The 4,847-nt window shown below is 74.1% G+C and carries 5 protein-coding genes; all 5 read right to left on the bottom strand.

The genetic code is table 11. The features are described 5' to 3' along the window. A partial coding sequence (locus D7V93_RS38040) for a 1-deoxy-D-xylulose-5-phosphate synthase (RefSeq protein ID WP_244237746.1) occupies positions 1-1,578 on the bottom strand: 1,578 nt, incomplete at its 3' end. Beyond that, positions 1,578-2,471: a polyprenyl synthetase family protein gene (locus D7V93_RS38035; protein WP_120647981.1), complete on the bottom strand. Its 894-nt coding sequence runs from the start codon at positions 2,469-2,471 to the stop codon at positions 1,578-1,580. The genes D7V93_RS38040 and D7V93_RS38035, both read right to left, overlap by 1 nt. A gap of 5 nt (positions 2,472-2,476) precedes the next feature. Next, positions 2,477-2,866: a response regulator gene (locus D7V93_RS38030; RefSeq protein ID WP_120647980.1), complete on the bottom strand. Its 390-nt coding sequence runs from the start codon at positions 2,864-2,866 to the stop codon at positions 2,477-2,479. A gap of 27 nt (positions 2,867-2,893) precedes the next feature. After that, on the bottom strand, positions 2,894-3,226 hold the full coding sequence (xseB, locus tag D7V93_RS38025; RefSeq protein WP_120647979.1) for an exodeoxyribonuclease VII small subunit: 333 nt from the start codon (positions 3,224-3,226) through the stop codon (positions 2,894-2,896). 41 nt (positions 3,227-3,267) lie between these two features. Beyond that, the coding region (gene xseA, locus D7V93_RS38020; RefSeq protein ID WP_244237745.1) for an exodeoxyribonuclease VII large subunit at positions 3,268-4,847 on the bottom strand (1,580 nt) is incomplete at its 5' end.

Here is a 4,847-nt window from a genome sequence, read left to right as displayed (position 1 = left end):
ACGGTGTACACAAACAAGGCTCCGAGCACGAAATGCCAGGCGCGGAACCGACGTGCGGACGTGAAGGCATGCAAGCGGGCGGACTCTGCCACACGCCCGGCGCGCGTCCAGCACGCTCCAGTCCGGCTCGTCCCGCACGGCCTCCAGCGCCGCGAGCCCCAGCGGTCCCAGCGTCACCAGCGTCAGCCGGGGCGTCGCCGCGCGCTTCAGCCAGCGGGCCCCGGGCACCGGCGCGTCCCCCGTCACCAGCTCCGGCGGCCTGGCCGGCAGCGTGCCGCGCGGGAAGCGCAGCACGGACGGGCCCGACGCCTGGAGCGCGGTGTCGAGCATCGGCGCCAGGTCCTCGCCCACCACCGGGGCCCACTGCGTCAGGCCCGGCAGGGGGCGCAGGAAGGACACGTCGTAGGCGCCCTGGTGCGTGGCGCCGTCCGCGCCGACGAGGCCCGCGCGGTCCAACGCGAAGACGACGGGCAGGCCCGGCAGGCACACGTCGTGGACCACCTGGTCGTACGCGCGCTGCAGGAAGGTGGAGTAGACGACGCACACCGGCCGGGCGCCCGCCGCGGCCAGCCCCGCGCAGAAGGTGACGGCGTGCTGTTCCGCGATGCCCACGTCGTGCACGCGGTCCGGGAAGCGCGCCTTGAGGCCGGTGAGCGCGGAGCCCTCCAGCATCGCGGGCGTCACCGCCACCACGCGCGGGTCCCTCTCCAGGGCCTCGCCCAGCACCGCCGCGAACGCCTCGCTGAACGTGGGCAGCCCGCCGCGCGAGCGCACGAGCTTGCCGTCGCGCCACTCGTACGGGCCCATGGCGTGGCCGCGCGTCTGCTCGTCCGCCTCGGCGGGGGGAAACCCGCGGCCCTTCTTCGTCAGCGCGTGCACCACCACCGGACGCCCCGACGCCTTCGCCTCGCGCAGGGCCTGGGTGAGCGCGCCCAGGTCGTGCCCGTCCACCGGGCCCAGGTAGGTGAAGCCCAGCGACTCGAAGAAGGCGCGCGCGTTGCGGGTGCGCAGGAGCGCGGGGATGGCGCCCACGTTCGCGCTGATGGACATCTGGTTGTCGTTGACCAGCACCACCAGCGGCAGGTGGCTGCCCCCGGCGTTGTTGAGGCCCTCGAAGCTCAGGCCGCCCGTGAGCGCGCCGTCGCCCACCACCGCCACCACGTGGCCCCGGTGGCCCAGCTGCCGTCGGCCCGCGAGCAGGCCCAGCGCGGCGGAGATGGCCGTGCACGCATGGCCCGCGGCCAGCGCGTCGTGGGGGCTCTCGCGCGGATCCAGGAACGGGGCGATGCCGCCCGCCTGCCGCAGCGTGTGCATGCGCTCACGCCTGCCGGTGAGCAGCTTGTGCGCGTACGCCTGGTGCCCCACGTCGAAGAGGAGCGCGTCCTGCGGCGTGTGGAAGACGCGGTGCAGGGCCACCACCAGCTCCACCGCGCCCAGCGACGCGCCCAGGTGTCCGCCCACCCGGCCGCACAGGGTGATGATGGCCTCGCGCAACGCCACGCACAGGCCGGGCAGCGCGTCCTCGGGCAGCGCGCGCAGCTCCGCGGGAGACGTCACGCCGGACAGCACGTCCGGCATCAGGACGTCCGCTCCACGGAGTAGCGGGCCAGGGCCGCCAGCGGGCCGTCCCCGCCCTCCAGCGGGCGCACCGCGGCCTCCGCTCGCGCCACCAGGTCCCGGGCCATGCGCCGCGATTCCTCCAGCCCCACCACCGCCGGGAACGTGTGGCGCCCGGCCTCCGCGTCCGCGCCCACCGGCTTGCCCAGCTGCTCCGCGCTCGACGTCACGTCCAGCACGTCGTCGGCAATCTGGAAGGCCAGGCCCACCGCGTCGCCGTACGACTCCGCGCTCCCGAGCGCCGCCACGTCACCGCCAGCCGCCAGCACGCCCATGCGACAGGCCGCGCGGATGAGCGCGCCCGTCTTCATCCGGTGCAGCCGCAGGAGGTAGTCCAGCGTCGCCGCCCGGTCCTTCGCGATGTCCAGCACCTGCCCGCCCACCATGCCCGCCGCGCCCGCCGCGCGCGCCAGCTCCGCGCACAGCAGGCCGCGCACCGGCTCCGGCCCGGAGGCCAGCACCGTGAAGGCCTCCGTGAGCAGCCCGTCCCCGGCCAGCAGCGCCAGCGACTCGCCGAAGACCTTGTGGTTCGTGGGCTTGCCCCGGCGCAGGTCGTCGTTGTCCAGGCAGGGCAGGTCGTCGTGCACCAGCGAATACGTGTGCACGTACTCCACCGCGCACGCGGCATCCGCGACCACCGCGGTGTCGACGCTCGCACGGGCGACCGCGTCCGCGAAGGCGAGGCAGAGCACGGGGCGCAGCCGCTTGCCGCCCGCGAGCAGCGAGTAGCGCATGGCCTCCGCCAACCGGGGGGGCGTGCCCGCGGGGGCCAGCCGGTCGGCGCGTTCGCGCAGCAGCGCCTCCACTTGCGCCTGACGCGAGCGCATGAAGGGGTCCAGTTCGAAGACTGCCATCGGCTTCAGGGCTCCTGCGCCACGTCGTTGGGGATGAGCTGGCGGATGCGCTGGACGAGCACGTCCAGGTCCAGCGGCTTCACGAAGTAGTCCGCGGCGCCGACCTCCAGGCCGCGCCGCTTGTCCTCCGGGTCTCCCCGCCCGCTGATGAAGATGATGGGGATGTCCCGGAACTGCTTGTTCTGCTTCACGGCCTGACACAGCTCGAAGCCGTTGATCCAGGACATGTTCACGTCCAGGAGGATGGCGTGCGGCCGGTGCAGCTCGAGCGACGCGACGAGCCTCAGCCCGTTCGCCGCCGACGTCACCTCGAACCCCTCGGACCCCAGGGCCTCGGAGAGCAGCTCGCGCGTGTCACGGTCGTCATCGACAATGGTGATCTTCGGCTTCGACATGCCCGGCCTCCGCCCTTCCCCTGCCAACTAGAACGGGACGTCGTCCTCCGGTGGTGCCTTGGTCGCGGCGGTCGCTCGGGGGGCAGCCTGGGGAGCAGGCCGGGCCGCCACCGCCAGCGGCGCGACGACCTCCTGGCCGTCCTCGTCCACGAGCAGCTGTTCGATGCGCTGCTCGGCCTCCGTGAGGAGCTTTTCGCCCCTGCGGACGAGGCGGATGCCCTCCTCGAACGCCTTGAGCGACTCCTCCAGCGACAGGTCGCCGTTCTCCAGCCGCGCCACCGTCTGCTCCAGGCGCGTCACCACGTCCCCGTACTGCTCGGGGGCCGCCTCTACCTTCTTTTCCGACTTCGCCACGGCCATCCACCTCCCCGAGCGGGGCGCGGAATGTAGAGGGTGGCCCGCTAGCAGTCCACCGGCCCTTTCAGCCCCGTGACCGTGGCTTCGATTTCTTCACACCCGCCCAGCGTCTTCGCCCCGTGGGCCGCCAGCTTGATGCCCAGAACGTCGCCCACCACCACATCCGCGGTGGAGCGCACCACGACGCCGTCCTTCTGCCGGAACGTCACCGCGTAGCCGCGCGACATCACCTTCAGCGGGCTCAGGGCGTCCAGCTGGCCGCCCAGGCGTCCGAAATGCGTCTGCGAGGCGGCCAGCGCCCCTCGCTGCAACTCGAGCAGCCGCGACCGCGCCGCCGCCAGCCGCGCCCGCTCGGCCGCGACCTGCGCCGTGGGCGAGGCCCGCTCCAGGCCCAGCCGCCCGTCCGCCAGCGCACCCCGCCGCCTGGAGACGCCCGCGCGCGCCGCCTCCGACAGCCGCATGGCGAGCTTGAGCAGGTGCGAGCGCTGTTCCCCCAGCCGCGTCTGGGGCCGCGCCCGCTGCAACCGCTCCTGCAGGGCGCGCAGCCGCTCGCGGTGCCCGCGCGTCTGCGGCCGCAGCACGCGCATCATCGCCTCCACCTGTTCGGACAGGTGCAGGCGCTGCTGGTTCACCGCGCGCCGAGGATCCGTGAGCCGCGCCGCGAGCTGGCCCTGATATTCGCGCAGCTCCAGCACGCGCCGCTCCATCGCCCGGCGCAGCCGCCCGGACTGCGTGGCCAGCGTCAGCTCCAGGTCCGCCAGCACCGGAGACAGCCGCTCCGCCGCCGCGCTGGGCGTGGCCGCGCGCAGGTCCGCGACGAAGTCCGCGATGGTGAAGTCGATTTCGTGGCCAATCGCGGACACCACCGGCACGGGCGAGGCGAAGATGGCGCGCGCCACCCGCTCCTCGTTGAACGTCCAGAGGTCCTCCACGGAGCCACCGCCGCGCGTCACGACGATGACGTCCACGTCGGTGCGCGCGAGCCGCTCGATGGCCCGCGCCACGTCCTCCGCGGCGCCCTCGCCCTGCACGCGCGCGTCCGCCAGGAGCACGCCCAGCCGGGGGTTGCGCGAGTGCAGCACGCGCAGGAAGTCCTGGAGCGCCGCGCCCGTGCGGCTGGTGACGACGCCGATGCGGCGGGGCAGGAACGGCACGGGCCGGGGTGGCCGCACGCGCCGGTCGCCGATGAGCCCCTCGGCGGCCAGCCGCTGCTTGAGCTGCTCGAACGCGAGCGCCAGCGCGCCCTCGCCCACCGGCTCCAGCCGGGAGACGATGAGGCTGTAGCGGCCCTGCGGCTCGTACAGGTCCACGCTGCCCTCGGCGAGGACCTCCATGCCGTCGCGCAGCGCGAAGCGGATCCGCCCCGCCATGGACGCCCAGACCTTCGCGTCGATGGAGGCGTCCGCGTCCTTGAGCGTGAAGTACCAGTGGCCGCGCGCGTTGGCGCCCCGGAAGCTGGACACCTCGCCGCGCACCAGCACGCGCGGGAAGCGCGACTCCACCGTCTGCTTGATCTGCCGGGTGAGCTCCCCCACCGACAGCACCGTGCGCTCCGGGCGCGGCACCGACACAGGGGGGACCGACGGCGGAGGGAGCTCCGCCCTGGGGGGACCCACCGGCAGCG

Source organism: Corallococcus llansteffanensis, assembly GCF_003612055.1.
GTDB lineage: Bacteria > Myxococcota > Myxococcia > Myxococcales > Myxococcaceae > Corallococcus > Corallococcus llansteffanensis.
The sequence above is the reverse complement of the archived record's forward strand: the minus strand, read 5'-3'. Positions and strand labels throughout refer to the sequence as shown.

Coding starts and splice junctions, on each gene's coding strand:
- D7V93_RS38035 (WP_120647981.1), bottom strand. CDS start 2,471: ATGGCAGTCTTCGAACTGGACCCCTTCATGCGCTCGCGTCAGGCGCAA.
- xseB (WP_120647979.1), bottom strand. CDS start 3,226: ATGGCCGTGGCGAAGTCGGAAAAGAAGGTAGAGGCGGCCCCCGAGCAG.
- D7V93_RS38030 (WP_120647980.1), bottom strand. CDS start 2,866: ATGTCGAAGCCGAAGATCACCATTGTCGATGACGACCGTGACACGCGC.